At 64.1% G+C, this 16,853-nt stretch carries 16 protein-coding genes, 1 pseudogene and 1 riboswitch; of the genes and pseudogenes, 16 read left to right on the top strand and 1 reads right to left on the bottom strand.

What is annotated here, in order from left to right:
- Positions 1–5 precede the first annotated feature (5 nt).
- The 5 genes and pseudogenes from ACH196_RS07095 to ACH196_RS07075 all read left to right on the top strand — a co-directional run bounded on the left by ACH196_RS07095 (position 6) and on the right by ACH196_RS07075 (position 5,122).
- A pseudogene (locus tag ACH196_RS07095) lies at positions 6–997 on the top strand (ABC transporter permease).
- On the top strand, positions 987–1,946 hold the full coding sequence (locus ACH196_RS07090) for an ABC transporter permease (RefSeq protein WP_396646096.1): 960 nt from the start codon (positions 987–989) through the stop codon (positions 1,944–1,946). Before ACH196_RS07095 ends, ACH196_RS07090 begins: the two are co-directional and overlap by 11 nt.
- A gap of 11 nt (positions 1,947–1,957) precedes the next feature.
- A complete protein-coding gene (locus ACH196_RS07085) occupies positions 1,958–3,154 on the top strand; it encodes an amidohydrolase family protein (protein ID WP_396646094.1) in 1,197 nt (398 codons plus the stop codon).
- Positions 3,155–3,158: 4 nt separating this feature from the next.
- Positions 3,159–4,157, top strand: a complete 999-nt coding sequence (locus ACH196_RS07080) for an ABC transporter ATP-binding protein (protein WP_396646092.1) — start codon at positions 3,159–3,161, stop codon at positions 4,155–4,157.
- Complete coding sequence (locus tag ACH196_RS07075; protein ID WP_396646090.1) at positions 4,157–5,122, top strand: ABC transporter ATP-binding protein; 966 nt, start codon at positions 4,157–4,159, stop codon at positions 5,120–5,122. Before ACH196_RS07080 ends, ACH196_RS07075 begins: the two co-directional genes overlap by 1 nt.
- 96 nt (positions 5,123–5,218) lie before the next feature.
- Here the strand turns inward: ACH196_RS07075 and ACH196_RS07070 are convergent, their stop codons facing one another.
- Positions 5,219–5,929 (bottom strand): GntR family transcriptional regulator, encoded by a 711-nt coding sequence (locus ACH196_RS07070; protein ID WP_396646089.1) that lies wholly within the window; start codon positions 5,927–5,929, stop codon positions 5,219–5,221.
- 231 nt (positions 5,930–6,160) lie between these two features.
- On the opposite strand from ACH196_RS07070, the gene ACH196_RS07065 reads away from it, so the two are divergent.
- The 11 genes from ACH196_RS07065 (at position 6,161) to ACH196_RS07015 (ending at position 16,762) form a co-directional block, all read left to right on the top strand.
- Positions 6,161–7,249 carry an ABC transporter ATP-binding protein gene (locus tag ACH196_RS07065; protein ID WP_396646088.1) on the top strand — a complete coding sequence of 363 codons (1,089 nt, stop codon included), beginning with the start codon at positions 6,161–6,163 and terminating at the stop codon, positions 7,247–7,249.
- Between the two features lie 33 nt (positions 7,250–7,282).
- Complete coding sequence (locus ACH196_RS07060) at positions 7,283–8,566, top strand: PotD/PotF family extracellular solute-binding protein (protein WP_396646087.1); 1,284 nt, start codon at positions 7,283–7,285, stop codon at positions 8,564–8,566.
- A gap of 87 nt (positions 8,567–8,653) precedes the next feature.
- The gene (locus ACH196_RS07055) at positions 8,654–9,568 is read left to right on the top strand and encodes an ABC transporter permease (RefSeq protein ID WP_396646085.1); all 915 of its coding nucleotides are present in this window, start codon (positions 8,654–8,656) and stop codon (positions 9,566–9,568) included.
- Between the two features lie 2 nt (positions 9,569–9,570).
- On the top strand, positions 9,571–10,389 hold the full coding sequence (locus tag ACH196_RS07050; protein ID WP_396646083.1) for an ABC transporter permease: 819 nt from the start codon (positions 9,571–9,573) through the stop codon (positions 10,387–10,389).
- Between the two features lie 41 nt (positions 10,390–10,430).
- Positions 10,431–11,183, top strand: a complete 753-nt coding sequence (locus tag ACH196_RS07045) for an aspartate/glutamate racemase family protein (protein WP_396646082.1) — start codon at positions 10,431–10,433, stop codon at positions 11,181–11,183.
- A 181-nt stretch (positions 11,184–11,364) separates the two neighbouring features.
- Positions 11,365–11,479: riboswitch (guanidine-I (ykkC/yxkD leader) on the top strand.
- Between the two features lie 102 nt (positions 11,480–11,581).
- Positions 11,582–12,646, top strand: a complete 1,065-nt coding sequence (locus ACH196_RS07040; RefSeq protein WP_396646081.1) for a putative urea ABC transporter substrate-binding protein — start codon at positions 11,582–11,584, stop codon at positions 12,644–12,646.
- Positions 12,647–12,751: 105 nt separating this feature from the next.
- The gene (locus ACH196_RS07035) at positions 12,752–13,567 is read left to right on the top strand and encodes an ABC transporter permease (RefSeq protein WP_396646280.1); all 816 of its coding nucleotides are present in this window, start codon (positions 12,752–12,754) and stop codon (positions 13,565–13,567) included.
- Positions 13,564–14,385: an ATP-binding cassette domain-containing protein gene (locus tag ACH196_RS07030; protein ID WP_396646080.1), complete on the top strand. Its 822-nt coding sequence runs from the start codon at positions 13,564–13,566 to the stop codon at positions 14,383–14,385. Before ACH196_RS07035 ends, ACH196_RS07030 begins: the two co-directional genes overlap by 4 nt.
- 1 nt (position 14,386) lies before the next feature.
- A complete protein-coding gene (locus ACH196_RS07025; RefSeq protein WP_396646079.1) occupies positions 14,387–15,595 on the top strand; it encodes an agmatinase family protein in 1,209 nt (402 codons plus the stop codon).
- Positions 15,596–15,597: 2 nt separating this feature from the next.
- Entirely contained in the window at positions 15,598–16,131 is a 534-nt protein-coding gene (locus tag ACH196_RS07020; RefSeq protein ID WP_396646078.1) for a hypothetical protein, read from the top strand.
- A gap of 40 nt (positions 16,132–16,171) precedes the next feature.
- Positions 16,172–16,762, top strand: coding sequence for a HupE/UreJ family protein (locus tag ACH196_RS07015; RefSeq protein WP_396646077.1), 591 nt, complete (start codon positions 16,172–16,174; stop codon positions 16,760–16,762).
- Positions 16,763–16,853 lie beyond the last annotated feature (91 nt).

Below are 16,853 nucleotides of genomic sequence, written 5' to 3'. Positions count from 1 at the left end.
CAGCAGTGATCGCCATCGTCACGAAGCGCATCGGCAACGCCGCGCTGGTCATGCTCGTCGTTGCCTTCATCGCCTTCGTCATCTTCCAGTTCCTGGGCGACCCGGTCCAGCTCATGCTCAACGCGCAGGCTACCCAGGAGGAGCGCGACGCCCTGCGTGTGCGCCTCGGTCTCGACCAGCCGGTGGTGATGCAGTTCTTCACCTTCGTCAGCCGCGCGGTGCAGGGCGATTTCGGCATATCCTACCGCAACCAGCGCGAGGTCATGTCATTGATCGCCGAGCGCTTCCCGGCAACTTTCGAACTGGTGCTGATCGCGACGATACTGGCGCTGGTGATCGGCATTCCGCTCGGTGTCTTCGCAGCGATCAATCCGAAGAACGCCCTGTCGCGGGTCGCGCGTGCGATCTCGATGATCGGCGTCTCGATCCCGGCTTTTGTCATCGGCATCGTGCTCATCCTCGTCTTCTCGGTCCAGCTCGGCTGGTTGCCGGCTTTCGGCCGGGGTGAGGTTGTCCAGATCGGACCCTGGTCGACGGGGCTGCTGACACCCTCCGGCAGGCTCGCGCTGATCATGCCGGCCACGTCGCTGGCGCTCTTCCAGATATCATTCATCATGCGGCTGGTCACGGCCGAGATGCTGGAGGTTCTGCGCACCGACTACATCAAGTTCGCTCGGGCAAGGGGGCTGCCTGACCGGCTCGTGCATTTCCGCCATGCGCTAAAGAACTGCATGATGCCGGTCGTCACCATGACGGGCATGCTGATCGGCGATCTCATCGCCTTCGCCCTGGTGACCGAAACGGTCTTCCAGTGGCGGGCATGGGCCTGCTGTTTGTCCAGGCCGTCATGTTCATCGACATTCCGGTGATGGCGGCCTACCTGATGATCGTCTCGGTGATCTTCATCACGCTGAACACCATCGTCGATTTTCTCTATCTCGCGGTCGACCCACGGTTGCGCCAGGCGGGTGCGTCCGGAGGCGGTCATGGCCGCTGACGTTGAAGTAGACGCCTCCGCGCCGCCTATGCCACGCTTCGCAAGGCTCAAGGCGTTCCTGGACGGCGATCTCGTCCACGGTTTCCTGCACACGCCATCGGCCGTGATCTCGGCGGCGGTGCTGTTGCTGATCGCACTGTCGGCGCTCGCCGCCCCGCTGCTCTCGCCGCAGGACCCCTTCGACCTCACGCAGCTTTACCTGGACAAGGCCGAGCTGCCGCCGGCCTGGACCGAATATGGCGAGATGCCTTATCTGCTCGGCACCGACGTGCAGGGACGCGACATCTTTTCCGCCATCCTCTATGGCTCGCGCATCTCGCTGCTAATCGGCGTTGCCAGTGTGATCGTCTCGGTGCTGATCGGCATCTCTGTCGGGCTTACGGCCGGCTATTTCGGCGGAAAACTCGACAATTTCCTGATGCGCGTCGGCGATCTCGTCCTGTCGATCCCGACGCTCCTCGTCGCCATCCTGGTCAGCGCGATCTTCCGCGAATTGCTGCCGGTCTCGCTGCGGGACGTCTTCACGCCGGCGATCCTCACCCTGTCGATCGCGATCACCTCATGGGTGCAATATGCGCGCATCGTGCGCGCTTCCACAATGGTCGAGGCCAGGAAGGAATATGTGCTTGCGGCGCGCATCCTGAAACTGCCTTCGCACCGCATCATGACGGCCCATATCCTGCCCAACGTCATGACTGCCGTGCTGGTCACCGCGACGCTCAACCTCGGTCTCGCCATCCTCGCCGAGGCGACGCTGTCATTCCTCGGCGTCGGCATGCCGATCACGCAGCCCTCGCTCGGCACGCTGATCCGCATCGGCAACCAGTATTTCTTCTCGGGAAGCTGGTGGATCGTGCTTTTCCCGGCGCTGCAGCTCAGCCTGATCATCCTCGCCGTCAATCTGCTCGGCGACTGGCTGCGCGATGCGCTGAACCCCAAACTCCGTTGAAAGGTATGCCGATGTCCGAAACGATCATTTTGAAGAATGTGCGTCCATGGGGCGAGACCGCGACGGACGTGACCATCGAGGCAGGCCGCATCAGGTCGGTCAGCGCCGTCGCACAGCCGAACGGCGCCAAGATCATCGACGGCGAAGGCGCGATCCTGCTGCCCGGTTTCGTTGAGGCGCATACCCATCTCGACAAGACGCTCTACGGCATGCCCTGGAACCCGAACGCCGTCGGGTCGACGCTGGTCGAGAAGATCACCAACGAGCGAAATTCCAAGGCCCGCCTCGGACTCGATCCCGCCCGTCAATCCGCCCGCCAGGTCGCGCTGTCGGTAGCAAATGGCTCGACCCATATCCGCAGCCATGTCGACATCGACACCGAGCACGGCCTGAAGGGCGTCGAAGGCGTTATGGCGACGCGGGAAAAATACGCCGACGTCATCGATCTGGAGATCGTCGCCTTCCCGCAATCGGGCATGCTGATCCGGCAAGGCACCAGGGAACTGATGGACGAGGCGCTGTCGCTCGGCGCCGAAGTCGTCGGCGGGCTCGATCCCTGTTCCATGGACCTCGATCCCAAGGGGCATCTCAACGTGATCTTCGGTCTGGCGGAAAAGCACGGCAAGCCGATCGACATCCACCTGCATGAACTCGGCGAACTTGGCGCCTTCTCGATGCGGCTGATCATCGACCGCACCCGCGCCCACGCGATGGCCGGCAAGGTCACCGTCAGCCATGCCTTCTGCCTCGGCCACAACGACTATCTCGCCATCGGCCGCCTGCTCGACGACCTGGCGGAGGCAGGCATCCACATCATGACGACCGGTCCCGCCGGCTACCCGTGCCCGCCGCTGATTCGCACGCTCGACGCCGGCATCACCGTCTGCTCGGGTTCCGACGGCATCCGCGATTGCTGGAGTCCTTATGGGAACGCCGACATGCTCGAACGTGCCATCTTCTTGGGCATGCGCAACGACCTCGATCGCGATGCCGACATTCGGCGTGCCGTGGAAGTCGTGACGGTCGGAGGCGCTAAGGCGATGAACGTTGAGCGATATGGCCTAGCCGCCGGCGACACCGCCGACCTCGTGCTGATCGACGGTGAAACGCTTGCCGAGGCGGTCGTCTCGCGCCGCCTCCGCCCGCTGACGATGAAGCGCGGCAAGGTCGTCGCCCGCAATGGCGCGGCCCTGTTCGAAGTGGACTGAACCGATGAGCGCCGCACCCGAAAACACTCCGGTTCTCGAAATCCGCAACCTCGTCGTCGAGTTCCCGACCCGGCGCGGCGTGTTGACGGCAATACGCGGTGTTTCGCTCGAGATCGGTTGCGGCGAGATTCTTGGCGTTGTAGGCGAGTCGGGTGCCGGCAAATCCTTGACAGGCGCCGCCGTCATCGGCCTGCTTGAGCCGCCCGGCCGCGTTGCCGGCGGCGAGATCAGGGTTGGCGGTCGCCGGATCGACAATCTGCCCCGGCGGGACCTGATGGCGCTGCGCGGCAAGACCATTGGCGCGATCTTCCAGGACCCGCTGACCTCGCTCAACCCCTTGCTAACGGTCGGCGACCAACTGGTCGAGACCATCCGCTGCCATCTGCCGCTCAGCCGTGCCGACGCGGCCAAGCGCGCAATCGACCTGCTGGGCGAAGTCGGCATCCCGTCGCCGGAACTTCGGGTCCAGCAATATCCGCACCAGTTTTCGGGGGGCATGCGCCAGCGCGTGGTCATCGCCCTTGCGCTCGCGGGCGAACCGGAACTGGTCGTCGCCGACGAACCGACGACGGCGCTCGACGTGTCGATCCAGGCGCAGATCACCGCTTTGTTGAAGCGCATCTGCCGCGACCGGGGCACCGCCGTCATGCTGGTCACCCACGACATGGGCGTGATCGCCGAGACCGCCGACCGTGTCGCGGTCATGTATGCCGGCCGCATCGTCGAGATTGGCCCCGTCGACGAAATCATCCACCGGCCCCGCCATCCCTATACGCGCGGCCTAATCGGCTCCATTCCCAGCCTCTCCTCCCGCCACGATCGGCTGGTCCAGATCGACGGCGCGATGCCGCGCCTCAACGCAATGCCGGAAGGCTGCGCCTTCCATCCACGCTGCGGCTCCACCCAGCCGCTCTGCCGGACGAGCCAGCCGTCCTTCGTCACAAGGGGCCGGGTGTCCGCCGCCTGCTGGAGGCTGGCGGCGGAGATGGAGGACGCCGCCTGATGAATGCGCTTGCGCGACCGACCCTAGAGGTCCAGGATATCGCCTGCTGGTTCGACGTCTCGCCGTCCTGGTTCGACCGGGCCGTGCTTCGCAAGCCGAGGCGCACACTGAAGGCGGTGGACGGGCTGAGCTTCGTCATCCCGCGCGGCACCACCTTCGCCATTGTCGGCGAATCGGGCTGCGGCAAGTCGACGCTTGCGCGCATGGTGGTCGGGCTCTACGCGCCGACGCGCGGCACGATGTCCTTCGCCAACGGTGCTGGGCGCGACGGCCATGTCCGGACCCAGATGATCTTTCAGGACCCCTTCGCCAGCCTCAATCCGCGCTGGCGGGTCGGCGACATCATCGCCGAACCCATTATCCATATGGGTTTGCGCCGCGCCGGCGCGGAAACGCAAAACCGCGTCAGGCAGTTACTTGCCACCGTCGGCCTCTCCGACCGTGACGCCGGCCGGTTCCCGCATGAATTCTCCGGTGGCCAGCGCCAGCGTATCTCGATTGCCCGCGCACTGGCCGCCGAGCCCGAGTTCCTGATCTGCGACGAACCGACCTCGGCGCTCGACGTTTCGGTGCAGGCGCAGATTCTCAACCTGCTTAAGGATCTCCAGCGCGAACTCGACCTGACTTATCTGTTCATCAGCCACAATCTCGCCGCCGTGCGTCACGTCTCGGACCGGGTCGGCGTGATGTATCTCGGCCGCATCGTCGAGCAGGCACCGACGGACGACCTGTTCGAGCGCCCGCGCCACCCTTACACCAAGTTCCTGTTGGAGACGGTGCCTGACCTCGACAATCCTCGGCGCGACCGTATTTCCTCGGACATCGATCTTCCCAGTCCGATCGATCCGCCGCCAGGTTGCGCCTACAACCCTCGCTGCGCGCTGGCGACCGACCTATGCCGCACGGCGGTCCCGGAAAGCCGCGAGATCGGTAGCGCGCTGTTGCGATGCCATCTGGCGGCCTGAGCATATCCGAACGGTTTTTGCTTCAAGGCGCGACCCGCTGCCCGGTCAGGATTCAACCTCAAATGCCGTAGGCACAGGAACCGGGAGCGCTGACGCTCAGCTCGCCGAAAAAACGTCGCGCAGGCTTTGCGCCGGACGCGAGCGCAGTTCCAGATCCGCCTCGATATGATCGATATGCCTGACGATCAGCGCCGTCGCCCGTTTCACGTCGCGGGCTTCCAGCGCGTCGACAATCTCCCGATGCTCGGAATGGCCGCAGGCCGAGACGCCGGAGCGGCCATAGAGGGCGATCACCAGCGAGGATCGCGCCACAAGCTCTTCCATGAAGCGCAGCAGGATCTGGTTACCGGCGACAGTGGCCAGCAGAAGGTGGAAGTCGCCGGACGCCTTGATTTCGGCGCGGCGCGCGTCGGGGCCGCGCGCGGCCAGATAGAGTTCCTCGCGATCCAGCTGGGCGTTGAATTCGGCGATCGCCCGCGCGTCGATCGTCTCGCACGCCGTCGTGGTGATGCCGGGCTCGATCAGCCGGCGCGACGCGAAGACCTGTTTGGCCTCTTCGGGAGACGGGTTAGCGACGAAAGCGCCGCGGTTGCGCTCCGTGCGCACGAGGCCTTCGAAGGTCAGCATCTGCAAGGCCGAACGGGCGATCGTGCGGCTGACGTCGAACAGCGTTCCGACCTCGGCTTCCGAAAGTTTCGCGCCTGGCGTCAGGCGGCGGTCGATGATTGCGTCGCGCAGGCGGTCGCGGATGGCCTGCGCGCGGTCATCGGGCAGCCGATCGACACGGAATTCGGCGGCGAGGTTCATGGCTCCTTTGTAGCCTGAAAATCAGGTCTGGCCAGAGCAATTTTGCGTTCGAAACAGCCCATGATTGCATACGATTCTCGCTCATTTCGAGAACAAATGCCTATATTTTGTGCAACGAAAAAGACTGCCTAATTTTCGGCAGAGTCATAAACGCCACTAATTCAAATCGTTAAAAGCCCAACGCCGGTTGGCACGCATGATGCATTCCCTGTTGCAAGACAGAGGTGCAGAATGTCCAAAGCCGCCGAAATCGACATCGTCTCGGTATCGAAGATCTATGGCAGCACGACTGCGGTCGACGCGATCAGCCTGAAAATCCCGGCCAGCACTTATTGTTGCCTGCTAGGACCTTCCGGCTGTGGCAAGACCTCGACGTTGCGCATGATCGCCGGCCACGAAAGCATCTCGTCGGGAGACGTGCGACTGGGCAACACGGTGGTCACCGACCTGCCGCCCGCCAGGCGCGGCACAGCAATGATGTTCCAGTCCTACGCGCTGTTTCCGCATCTCGACCTCATCGACAACGTCGCCTTCAGCCTGCGCATGAAGGGCGTCGAGAAGGATGAGCGTCGGCGCAAGGCGATGGAAATGCTCCGGCTGATGCAGATGGAGGCCTATTCGTCGCGACGACCGGCGCAGCTTTCCGGGGGCCAGCAGCAGCGCGTCGCGTTGGCCCGCGCCCTGATCACCGATCCGGAAGCGCTGCTGCTCGACGAGCCGCTGTCGGCGCTCGATCCGTTCCTGAAGATCCGCATGCGCGCCGAACTGAAGCGCCTGCAGACCTCGCTCGGCATCACCTTCGTGCATGTCACCCACAGCCAGGAAGAAGCGATGGCGCTGGCCGACCTGATCGTCGTCATGAATGACGGCCGCATCGAGCAGGCCGCCGATCCGCGAACCGTCTTTCGGCGGCCGGCGACGGCATTCGTCGCCCGCTTCATGGGCGACCACAACGTCATTTCCGGCAAGGCGGGCGACTATGCCGACGGTTTGCTTACGGTCGAAATACCGGGAGGGGGCACCTTCGCCGCCACCGGCGACAAGCGCGAGCCCGGAGAAAATGTCGACATCGGCATCCGCACCGACCGCATCCGCATCGGCGAGGCGACCGACAAGGGACTGGGTTTCACCGGCATCGTCTCCAACGTCGAGTATCGCGGTTCGACCGTGAAGCTCCTGCTGTCCGGCGCGGGTTTCAGCGACTTCACCGCCATCATGCCCGAGGGGGCCTTTTTCGCCGCACCCGCCGCGGTCGGCGACGCCGTGCCGCTTTCGTGGGACGCGGAGGACGCCATCATTCTCGGCCGCCTCGGTTCTTGATCTCGAAACAGCAATGACAACAGGGGAAAAACCATGAAAGCGACACGCAATTCAGGACTCTCGCGCCGCACGTTTCTCAAGACAGGGGCGGCGGCCGCCGGTCTAGCGGCCGGATCGGGCGCGATCACCGGCTTTCCAACGATCTGGGCGCAGAACCCGATCACGCTGCGCCAGTTTGGTACCGGCGTGTCGAACCTCAACGCCATCGCCGACAAGTGCAAGGAAGACCTCGGCATCACGCTGGAGATGACAGCGACCGATTCCGATGCCGCTGCCCAGCGCGCCGTCACCCAGCCGAACTCCTACGACATCGCCGACATCGAATACTGGATCCTGAAGAAGGTCTACCCGACCGGCGTGATCCAGCCGATGGAGACCGCGAAGCTCAAATATTACGACCAGATCGTGCCGCTGTTCAAAACCGGCAAGCTGACGCCCGACAGCGTCATCGCCCAGGGCACCGCGCCGCACACGGTCGGCTATGTCGAGAAGCCCGGCGACAAGACTTTCGCCAAGAGCGAGACCGGCTATTTCACCATGGTGCCGACCATCTACAACGCCGATACACTGGGCATCCGACCCGATCTCGTCGGCCGCGAGATCACCACCTGGGCCGACATCATGGACCCCGCCTTCAAGGGCAAGACCTCGATCCTCAACATCCCGTCGATCGGCATCATGGACGCCGCCATGATCATGGAGGCCATGGGCAACATCAAATACGTCGACAAGGGCAACATGACCAAGGAGGAGATCGACAAGACGATCGACTTCCTGATCAAGGCCAAGCAGGACGGCCAGTTCCGCGCCTTCTGGAAGTCGTTCGACGAGAGCGTCAACCTGATGGCATCCGGCGAAGTCGTCATCCAGTCCATGTGGTCGCCGGCCGTCGCCGCCGTCCGCTCCAAGGGCATTGCCTGCAAATACCAGCCGCTCAAGGAAGGCTATCGCTCTTGGGGCGGCGGTCTCGGCCTCGCCTCGCATCTGTCGGGCGCGCAGCTCGACGCGGCTTACGAATACATCAACTGGTACACCTCTGGCTGGGTCGGCGGCTATCTCAACCGGCAGGGCTACTACTCCGCTGCCATGGAGACCGCCAAGAAATTCATGTCCGAGGACGAATGGGGTTTCTGGATCGAGGGCAAGGCGGCCAAGGGCGACATCCTTTCCCCCGACGGCAAGGTCATGGAAAAGGCCGGAGCGGTGCGCGACGGCGGCTCCTTCGAGGAGCGCATGGGCAAGGTCGCCTGCTGGAACTCGGTCATGGACGAGGACCGCTACATGGTGAAGCGCTGGAACGAGTTTATCGCGGCGTAGTGCCGACCTCGCTTCGCCCGGCCGCCCAGCGGACTTCCCACAAGGGGAGAAGGCAGGGCGCCGGGCTCGCCAACGGAGAGCCGAGGCATGGCAATCGCCCTGGAACAGCCCGTCACCATCGCCGCAGCGGAGCGCAAGCCGAAGCCGCCGATATCGTTCGCCGGCATCGCCTCCTACCTCCAGGCCGCGCCGCTGGCCATCATCCTCGGCGCGTTCCTGCTGGCGCCGATCCTGATGATCGCCGTCGTCAGCTTCTGGGATTATGACTTCGCCGGCCTCTATCCGGATTTCGTCACCTTCAACTACACCGATACGCTAGGCTCCTGGGTGACGTGGAAGACCTATCTGAACACCCTGAAATTCGCGGCGATCGTCTGGGTGCTGACCCTCTTCACCGGCTTCTGGGTCGCCTATTACCTAGCCTTCCACATCCGCACCTCGGCCATGCAGATGGTGCTGTTCCTGGTCTGCACGGTGCCGTTCCTCACCTCAAACATCATCCGTATGATTTCCTGGATCCCGGTGCTCGGGCGCAATGGCTTGGTCAACTCGACGCTCGTGCAGATTGGCATCGTTCCGCAGCCGATCGAATGGCTGCTTTATTCGGATTTCGCCGTCGTGCTGGCGATGGTCCACCTCTACACGCTGTTCATGGTGACGCCGATCTTCAACACGCTGATGCGCATCGACCGTTCCCTGATCGAGGCGGCGCGCGACTGCGGCGCCAGCGGCTGGCAGATCCTGTGGACCGTCATCCTGCCGCTGGCCAAACCCGGCATGGCGATCGGCACGATCTTCGTCGTCACGCTGGTGATGGCCGACTTCTCGACCGTTCAGGTCATGTCGGGCGGCCAGAGTGCTTCGGTGGCACTGATGATGAAGAACCAGATGTCGCTGCTGCAATATCCCGCCGCCGCCGCCAACGCGGTGGTGCTGCTCGTGCTGGTGCTGCTGATGGTCGCCGGCATCCTGCGCATCGTCGACATCCGCAAGGAACTCTGAGCATGAACCGCGAGACCCGCACTCTCGAATTCTTCGTGCTGACGGCTTTCTTCGTGCTGTTCGTGCTGTTCCTCTACGGACCGTTGTCGGCGATCCTGATCCTGTCTTTTCAGGGCGAGAATGGCGGCCTGACATTTCCGCTGAACGGCGTGTCGTTGCACTGGTTCTTCAACCTGTTCGAGAAGCAGGCGGTGGGCGATTTCGGCGGCAGTTTTCGCCGTTCGCTGGTGCTCGGGCTGATGGTGATGGTGGTCACCGTCGTCGTCTCGCTGCTGGCGGGCCTGGCCTTCCGCCGAAAATTCCGGGGATCAAGCGCCCTGTTCTACCTTGCCGTGGCTAGCCTGGTGGTGCCGTCGATCATCATCAGCCTCGGCATTGGCGTTGTCTTCCAGCAGCTCGGATTCCAGCCCGCCTGGTATACGTCCGCTTTCGGCGCGCACCTCACCTGGACGCTTCCGTTCGGCGTGTTGATCATGTTCGCGGTGTTCAACCGTTTCTCGCCTTCCTACGAGGAGGCCGCACGCGATCTCGGCGCCAATGCCTGGCAGACCTTCTACCACGTCGTGCTGCCGATCATCGCGCCGAGCCTCATCGGCGTCGGCCTGTTCGGCTTCACCCTGTCCTATGACGAATTCGCGCGCACGCTGATGACGGCCGGCTCCTTCAATACGCTGCCGCTGGAAATCTACGGCATGACGACCAACGTCACCACACCGGTGCTATATGCGCTGGGCACGGTGACCACGGTCTTCTCGTTCCTGGTCATCGGCGGCACGCTGGGCGCAATCGTCTATGTCGGGCGCCGACAGGCCCGGGCCTGACACGTTTCACCGCGCAAAATCCCACCGCAGGCAGCCGTTCCGTGCATCTTCTCGTCGTCAACCCGAACACCACGGCCTCAATGACTGAAAAGATCGACGCGGCGGCGTGCCTGGCCGCCTCGCCGGGGACAACTGTCGACGCAGTCACATCGACGATGGGGCCGGTCTCCATTGAGGGGTACTACGACGAGGTGTTCGCCGTGCCCGGTCTTCTGCTGGAGATCGCAAGAGGCGAGCGCGCGGGTGCGCAGGCCGCCGTTATCGCCTGCTTTGATGACACCGGCCTAGACGCTGCCCGCGCCATGGCAAAAATTCCCGTAGTCGGCATCTGTGAGGCGGCTCTGTCGCTCGCCGCCTTCGTCGCGCAGCGTTTCACGGTGGTAACGACGATGGAGCGCTCGCGCGTGCCGATCGAGCATCTGGTGCGCCGCTACGGCATGGCGGAGCGCGCAAAGGTGCGAGCCGCAGACATTCCGGTCCTTTCGCTCGAAGACCCCTCGTCAGGCGCCACGCGCAAGCTGGAGGCGGAGATCGAACGGGCAATCGAAGAGGACAAGGCTGAGGCAATCGTGCTCGGCTGCGCCGGCATGGCCGACCTCGCCGCATCCTACCAGCACCGCTATGGCCTGCCGGTGGTCGAAGGGGTAGGGGCTGCCGTCAGGCAGGCCGAGGCACTGGTCGCGCTTGGCCTATCGACTAGCAAGCGCGGTTCGTATGCCTCCCCGGTCAGCAAGCCCTACTCAGGCCTGTTCGAAAATTTTGCGCGCGTCGAGGTTCTGGAAACAAAGCGTTGATGCCCAAAGCGGGTCGCACTTTTTGCTGGTGAATCCCTCTCGATACGGCAGCGCTGCCCAATCTTCAGGCGCCAAGACCAATCTTTTGTCACCGGCGCAGCGGTTCCATCCGATTTCCAGGCCAGTATGGCCTGACAACCCCGAGATTCGCGTCTGGCATACGTCTTGCTTTTTATCTGACGTGCAGAGCGTCTAGGGTTCCGGCCGCGATCATGCGGTGCTGGTCCAAGAGATGCGACCGCCGAAGGTGCATCGAGGCATCCGGCGGAACACGGCGGGCCAAAATCCCGGGAGAACCCTGCACGGGTTTGCTGGCGCGAACCTCCTCCCGGTTGCGCGCTCCGTAAACCCCAAACAACAGTCCGGGCGCAACCCGGACCGCGAACAGGGGTACGTGAATGCTTCGCAAACTGGCCGGTATCGTCCTCGCCGCCTCGCTCAGCCTTCCCATCGTTTCCGCCGCCGACGCGGCGCCCAAGAAAGACTTCAAGATCTGCTGGTCGATCTATGTCGGCTGGATGCCCTGGGGCTATCTCTCCGACAGCGGCATCATGAAGAAATGGGCCGACAAATACGGGATCAATGTCGAGATTACCCGCATCAACGACTATGTCGAGTCGATCAACCAGTACACGGCCGGCGGTTTCGACGGCTGCTCGATGACCAACATGGACGCCCTGTCGATCCCGGCCGGCGGCGGCGTCGACACCACGGCGCTGATCATCGGCGATTTCTCCAACGGCAATGACGCGGTGATCCTCAAGGACAAGTCCGCGCTGGCCGACATTGCCGGCCAGAAGGTCAATCTCGTCGAGCTTTCCGTCTCGCACTACCTGCTGGCGCGGGCGCTGGAGACCGTCAAGCTCGCCGAGAAGGACATCACGGTGGTGAACACCTCGGATGCCGACATGGTCGCGGCCTATGGCACCGCCGACGTCACGTCGGTCGTCACCTGGAATCCCCTCGTCTCCGAGATTCTCGCAATGCCGGGCGCCAGCAAGGTTTTCGATTCGTCGCAGATCCCCGGCGAGATCATCGACATGATGGTCGTCAACACCGAGACGCTGAAGGACAATCCGGCGCTGGGCAAGGCGCTGGCCGGCGCGTGGTACGAAGTCATGGGCCTGATGAAATCAGGCTCGCCGGAAGGCCAGGCGGCCAAGGAGGAGATGGCGAAGGCTTCCGGTACCGACCTCGCCGGCTTCGACGCGCAGCTTGCCTCGACGCAGATGTTCTTCGAAGCCGCCAAGGCGGTCGATTTCACCAAAAGCCCGGAGCTGCCGAAGACCATGGACCTCGTCCGCAACTTCCTGTTCGACCACGGCATCCTCGGCACCAATGCAACCAGTGTAGACATGGTCGGCATGAGCTTCCCCGACGGCTCGACGCTGGGCGACGCCGACAATATCAAGCTGCGGTTCGACCCGGCCTATATGGCGGAGGCGGCGGGCGGGAAGCTCTGAGGCGGCGGGCGCGGCATGCTGTCCAGGGGATCCGGCGCGATGGGAGCGGTGGTCGACGCCGGCAGGCCCGAGGAGCCCTTGCCAGTGCACCGGCCAAAAGTCCGGCTGCGGCTGGTCAATGCCAAGGTGTCGCGCGGCGCGGCGCTGTTTCTCGGCGCCCTGCCGTTCCTCGCCGTGGCGATCGCCTATCTGCTCGCGTCGGGCGAGAGGCTGTCGGTCAACCCGAACGACAAGCTGCTGCCGTCGCCGGCCCAGATGTGGCGGACGTTTCTCGAGCTTGCCACGGTTCCCGACAAGCGCTCCGGCGACCTCATCCTGTGGGTCGACACCTATGCGAGCCTGCTGAGGCTGTTCGCCGGCGTGGGGATCGCAACGCTCGCGGCGCTGACGCTGGGTATCGCCATCGGCTTCATTCCGCGCGTAAAGGCCTTCCTGCTGCCGTTCGTCACCGTCGTCTGCGTCATCCCGCCGCTGGCCCTGCTGCCGATCCTGTTCATCGCGCTCGGCCTTGGCGAGACGGCGAAGATCACGCTGATCGCCGTCGGCGTCGCGCCGGTCATGGTGCGCGACATCGCCAACCGGGTCATGGAACTGCCGGCCGAACTCGTCGCCAAGGCGCAGACGCTGGGCGGCAACAGCTGGACCATGGTGCTGCGGCTCGTGCTGCCGCAGGTCATGCCGCGCCTCATCACCTGCGTGCGCCTGGCGCTCGGGCCGGCCTGGCTGTTTCTCATCGCCGCCGAAGCCATCGCTTCAACAGAGGGCCTCGGCTACCGCATCTTCCTGGTCCGCCGCTATCTGTCGATGGACATCATTCTTCCCTACGTCGCCTGGATCACGCTGCTTGCCGTCATCACCGACTGGCTGCTGGTGCGGCTTTCCCGCGCGATCTCCCCCTGGGCGCATCCGGTGGGCAAATGAGCCGCATCGTCGTCCATGCGCTTGAGAAGAACTACGGCGACGCCCGCGTGCTGGAGCGGGTCAGTGTCACCGCCGAAACGGGTGAATTCCTGTCGCTGGTCGGGGCCAGCGGCTGCGGGAAATCGACCTTCCTGCGCATCCTGCTCGGCCAGGAGCAGCAGAGCGGCGGTGTGATCGTGGTCGACGACCGGCCGATCGTGCCGCAGCCGACGCCGCAGCGCGGCATAGTCTTCCAGCGCTATTCGGTGTTTCCGCATCTGACCGCCCTGCAGAACCTGATGCTGGTCGAGGATTTCCGTTCCGGCGGACCGTTCGGCCGCGTTTTCGGCGTCCGGCGCAAAGAGGCGCGCCGGGAGGCCGAGATCATGCTGGAGCGCGTCGGCCTCGCCCACGTCCGCGATCTCTATCCGGCGTCGCTGTCGGGCGGCATGCAGCAGCGGCTGGCCATCGCCCAGACGCTTCTCGGGCGTCCCAAAATCCTGCTTCTCGACGAACCGTTCGGGGCGCTCGATCCCGGCATCCGCGTCGAGATGCACGAGTTGCTCACCGAATTGTGGACCGAGCACGGCATGACGGTGGTCATGGTCACCCACGACATCGCAGAGGCGTTCAAGCTCGGCACCCGCGTGCTGGTCTTCGACAAGGTGCGCCACGATCCGCAATTCCCGTCGGCCTATGGCGCGACGATCACCTACGATCTGAAGCTCGACCGCAAGAACCGGGCTTCCCAAAAGGACGTGGCCGAAGTGGCCGCGATGGTCGGGACGGCCCGGCTGAAAACCGCCGATGCGGCGACGGCGCCGCAAGGGAGACTTTGAAATGCCCAGAAACATTCCGGAACGCGGCCACCGCCGCGCGGGTTTTTTCGCCCGCGAGCCGATGCAGCGCTTCCACCATCCCGATTTCGACGCCCGCGGCACCCAGGGCTGGAAGTCGATCGAGGCCGAGGGGAAATTGCCCGAAAGCGGCTGGCGCAAGGAGCAGCAATGGGCGCTCGACATGGGCCTGCCGGGTTCGGACTCCATCGTCGACAAATCGATCCCGACTTTTGCGCGCGGGGAGCTGCCGCATTTTGCCGGCATCAACACTTTCCTGAAGGCGCCCTATGTCGAGAATGTCCGCGACGTCGGCAAATATGACGCCGCTGTCATGGGCATCCCTTTCGACAGCGGCACCACCTACCGCCCCGGAACCCGCTTCGGGCCGCAAGGCATACGCCGCATCTCCGCGCTCTACACGCCGTACAATTACGAGCTCGGCGTCGACCTGCGCGAGCAAATGACGCTGTGCGACGCCGGCGACGTCTTCACCATCCCAGCCAATCTCGAGAAAAGCTTCGACCAGATCACCAAGGGCGTCAGCCATGTTGCCTCGTCCGGCGCGCTGCCGATCATGCTGGGCGGCGACCATTCGATCGGCTTCCCCTGCGTTCGCGGCATCGCCGACGTCACCTCCAAAAAGATCGGCATCATCCATTTCGACCGCCACATCGACATCCAGGAAAAGGACCTCGACGAGCGCATGCACACCACGCCCTGGTACTGGGCGACCAATTTGCCGAACGTCTCGGCAACCAACCTCGTGCAGCTCGGCATCGGTGGCTGGCAGGTTCCGCGCTACGGCGTTGCCGAGGCACGCAAGCGCGGCACCAATGTGCTCACCATTTCCGACATCGAGCAGATGGGCCTTGAAAAGGCGGCCGAAGTCGCACTTGAGCTTGCCTGGAAGGGCACCGACGCCGTCTACATCTCCTTCGACGTCGACAGCCTCGATTGCGGTTTCGTGCCGGGCACGGGCTGGCCGGAGCCTGGCGGTTTCCTGCCGCGCGAGGCGCTGAAGCTGCTCGGACTGGTCACTGCGCCCGGCATATGCGGGTTGGAAGTGGTGGAGGTCTCGCCGCCCTACGACACGTCCGACATCACGGCGCTGTTCGGCGTGCGCGTCGTCGTCGAGGCGCTTGGCTCGATGGTCGCCCACGGCAATCTCGGCAAGCACAAGGCGATCATCGACAAGCCGGTGAGTTTTTAGCCATGCACGACGATCATCATCACCATCACGACCATGACGGCCATCACCACCATCATGGAACGAACGGCCACCACCATCCTCACTCGCCCGGCCACAATGGGCCTGCGGGCAAGCCGCTGCAGTGGCAGACGCCGCATCTGCCGCCCGACCAAGCCAGGGAGGCGCCGGTCGATCCGGGAACTGTCGATCTCGATCTGGTCGAGACGGCCTTCCTCGAAGGATTTGCACGAGCGCCCGACCCGTCCAGCTTCCTGCGGCTGGCTGGTATTCCATTCGTCGGCGAAACCGGCGACGGAACGCGGCTGCATCTGCTTCGGGTCGAGACCGAGGATCTGGTCGATGTCGGCGCGGTCATGCCGCTCGTCGGTGGCGCCGGCGTCGCCTATCACCCGCTGCCGGCGCGGCTCACCTCGCACCGGCGTAAGCTCGCCTTCGTCTATCACGACGGCGTGGAACAAAGGCAACTTGGCTTCGCCGCCGCTCGCGCGCTCGGCGACCGTTCCGCCGCCTCGCAATTTGCCGTTCCCGGACGTTGATGCCGGAAACCCAAACCAGTTTCATCAAACAGGTACGATCATGAAAATCTCCTCAAAACTCTCCTTGGCAGCGCTGTCGCTCACGGCGGCGCTGATGCCCTCGCCGGCATTCGCCCATCCCGGCGGCGACCACGTCCACGGTCTGCTCGCGGGTCTCGAACATCCGCTGTTCGGCGTCGATCACCTGCTTGCCATGGTGGCCATCGGCATGATTGCGGCGCGTAGTGGCAGGATCGGATTTCTCGTCGTTCCGCCGGCGTTTGTGCTGGCCATGATGGCGGGCGCCGCGTTCGGCATCGCCGGCGTCGGCTTACCCTCAATCGAGACCGGCATCGCGCTGTCGCTCGTGGTCTTCGGCGCCATGGTGGCGCTGGCGAGGCCGCTGCCGTTGGCGGCCACCGCATCGCTCGCGGCCATCTTCGGGCTCTTCCACGGTAGCGCTCACGGGCTCGAAATCCCGGAAAGCGCCAGCGGCCTCGCCTACGCCGCCGGTTTCGTCGTCGCCACATCGGCCCTGCATGCGGCCGGCGCGCTGTCGGCTCTCAAGCTCGCTGGCCGGTCAGGAATGGTCCGCGCGGCGGGTGCCGCGACCTCGCTGGTCGGAATGGCCATGGTCTCGCAGGTGTTCTGAACGGGGCGCCGGAAGGCCCTTTCTCCAACCCGGAATGGAAGATTGCGATGAAGCAAAAGTGGCTCATGGGACTTCGGCGTGTTCGCCACAT

This window comes from Mesorhizobium sp. IMUNJ 23232 (assembly GCF_044326205.1).
Taxonomy (GTDB): Bacteria; Pseudomonadota; Alphaproteobacteria; order Rhizobiales; family Rhizobiaceae; genus Kumtagia.
The sequence above is the reverse complement of the archived record's forward strand: the minus strand, read 5'-3'. Positions and strand labels throughout refer to the sequence as shown.